The organism is Collinsella sp. AF16-8, from assembly GCF_003462695.1.
In the GTDB taxonomy this organism is placed as follows: Bacteria; Actinomycetota; Coriobacteriia; order Coriobacteriales; family Coriobacteriaceae; genus Collinsella.
This window is the reverse complement of record NZ_QRXX01000026.1, coordinates 1-1,572: the sequence shown is the minus strand read 5'-3', so window position 1 is coordinate 1,572 and position 1,572 is coordinate 1. Positions and strand designations below refer to the sequence as shown.

The following is a 1,572-nucleotide window of genomic DNA, read 5'->3' as shown; positions in this document are numbered from 1 at the left end:
GGCGGGGCCGAGGCCGCCTCGATCAATTTGCGAAAGAATCTTGACGGTACCTCCAGGAGGCGGCCTAGCAGCGATGCGCCGTACACCTGGTGCGCAACTGCATATGCGAGGTCGGCTCCTGGCAGCTGATGCGCCCCGTGGGGCACATCATCTCGTCGGTCTTCCACGCCGGGGACGCCACCACCGCCGTGGTCATGTACCACGCAGCGTGCGAGATGTTGGAAGGGTGCTGCCCGAGGGCGGAAAGGGTGCTCGAGGAGGCAGAGCCCGACGCGCTCGCGTACCTTGACTTCCCGAGGTCGCACTGGAAGCGCCTGCGCACCAACAACGTGCAGGAGCGCGCCAACAGGGAAATTAAGCGCCGCTCGCGTGTGGTGCAGGTCTTCCCGTCGGAGAAATCTCTGCTCAGGCTCGTGGGCGCCGTCTTGTGCGACCAGGCTGAGGCATGGTCCGACTCGCACTATTTCTCGGAGAGGAAGATGGCCGAGATGCACAACGCGGAGCTTCGGAAGGGCGCCTCGGGCTGTCATGACTGGACTGAGCTGGAAGAGACCGCCAGGAAGATGGTCGAATCCAGCTTTGAGCTTGCCGACAGGGTGGATTCGACCTAGGATATCGATAGATTCCGGATTCTGGACACAGGGGCCAATTAGTCCATAAAACCATCTTTCGCGACACTACCTCGAGTTCGATTTTCGCACGCTGATCAGAGACTATCTCATACCAAGAGCGAATTTAAAACCCAGTCCCGCTGAGGCATAGCAGTAGTGTGGTAGTAGTTCAGCCACCAGGCCAGCGATGTCGTCACAATGTAGCCGATGTTATCCATAACCATACCGTTACCGACGTAAATAGCAACGTGTCCCCAGCGAGCCCCCGCATTGGTATGCGTATGAGTCCAGCCTGCTATGGGGCTTTCCTTCGGCGTCGTTGAGCCTAATTGAGCCCACGCTGTCCATGACACCCGTTAATACAATTGCGCCACTGCTGCACGCATAATATGCGTATGCATCTTGTGAGAAGACCCAGGCGTTGCACTCTAATGCGCCGCCACTATCCGAATCCAAATAGTAGCAATTACCATTTACAGACTGAAATCCTTCGAGCATGGCGCCATTATTATTGGAATCAAGCAAATACCAGTTAGAATCGAAGTAAAAACACCCTGTACGAATCGCTCCAGAGGCATTGGCGCAATACCATGTCCCATTGTTAACAAACCAACCAGTGTTCATGGATCCAGATTGAGAGAAATGGTGCGACACGCCGTTAACAAGCTTAAAGCCTGTAGCCATTAATCCAGAAGGCTCAAGCCAATACCAAGTATTGCCAAGGAGCAGCCATCCGGTCTTCATAGCACCAGAACCGTCCAGGTAATACCAACTACCATTAATTAAAACCCAGCCGGTCTTTATTGAACCTGATGTTTCGTCAAGGTAGGACCAGTAACCGCCGGTGGAAGCCCAGCCCTTCAAATGTGCACAGAACTCAGAGAATAAGTGCCATCCATCACTCAGATATCGGTACCGTCAAGATTCTTTCGCAAATTGATCGAGGCGGCCTCGGCCCCGC

General features: G+C 54.6%; 1 protein-coding gene and 1 pseudogene. One reads left to right on the top strand and one right to left on the bottom strand.

Going from position 1 to position 1,572, the window contains the following annotated elements; genetic code table 11:
• Positions 1-80: 80 nt before the first annotated feature.
• Positions 81-611 (top strand): annotated as a pseudogene (locus DWW73_RS10000) (transposase); the annotation flags it as partial.
• 228 nt (positions 612-839) lie between these two features.
• Here the strand turns inward: DWW73_RS10000 and DWW73_RS10435 are convergent.
• The gene (locus tag DWW73_RS10435; RefSeq protein WP_117779480.1) at positions 840-1,475 is read right to left on the bottom strand and encodes an N-acetylmuramoyl-L-alanine amidase family protein; all 636 of its coding nucleotides are present in this window, start codon (positions 1,473-1,475) and stop codon (positions 840-842) included.
• Positions 1,476-1,572 lie beyond the last annotated feature (97 nt).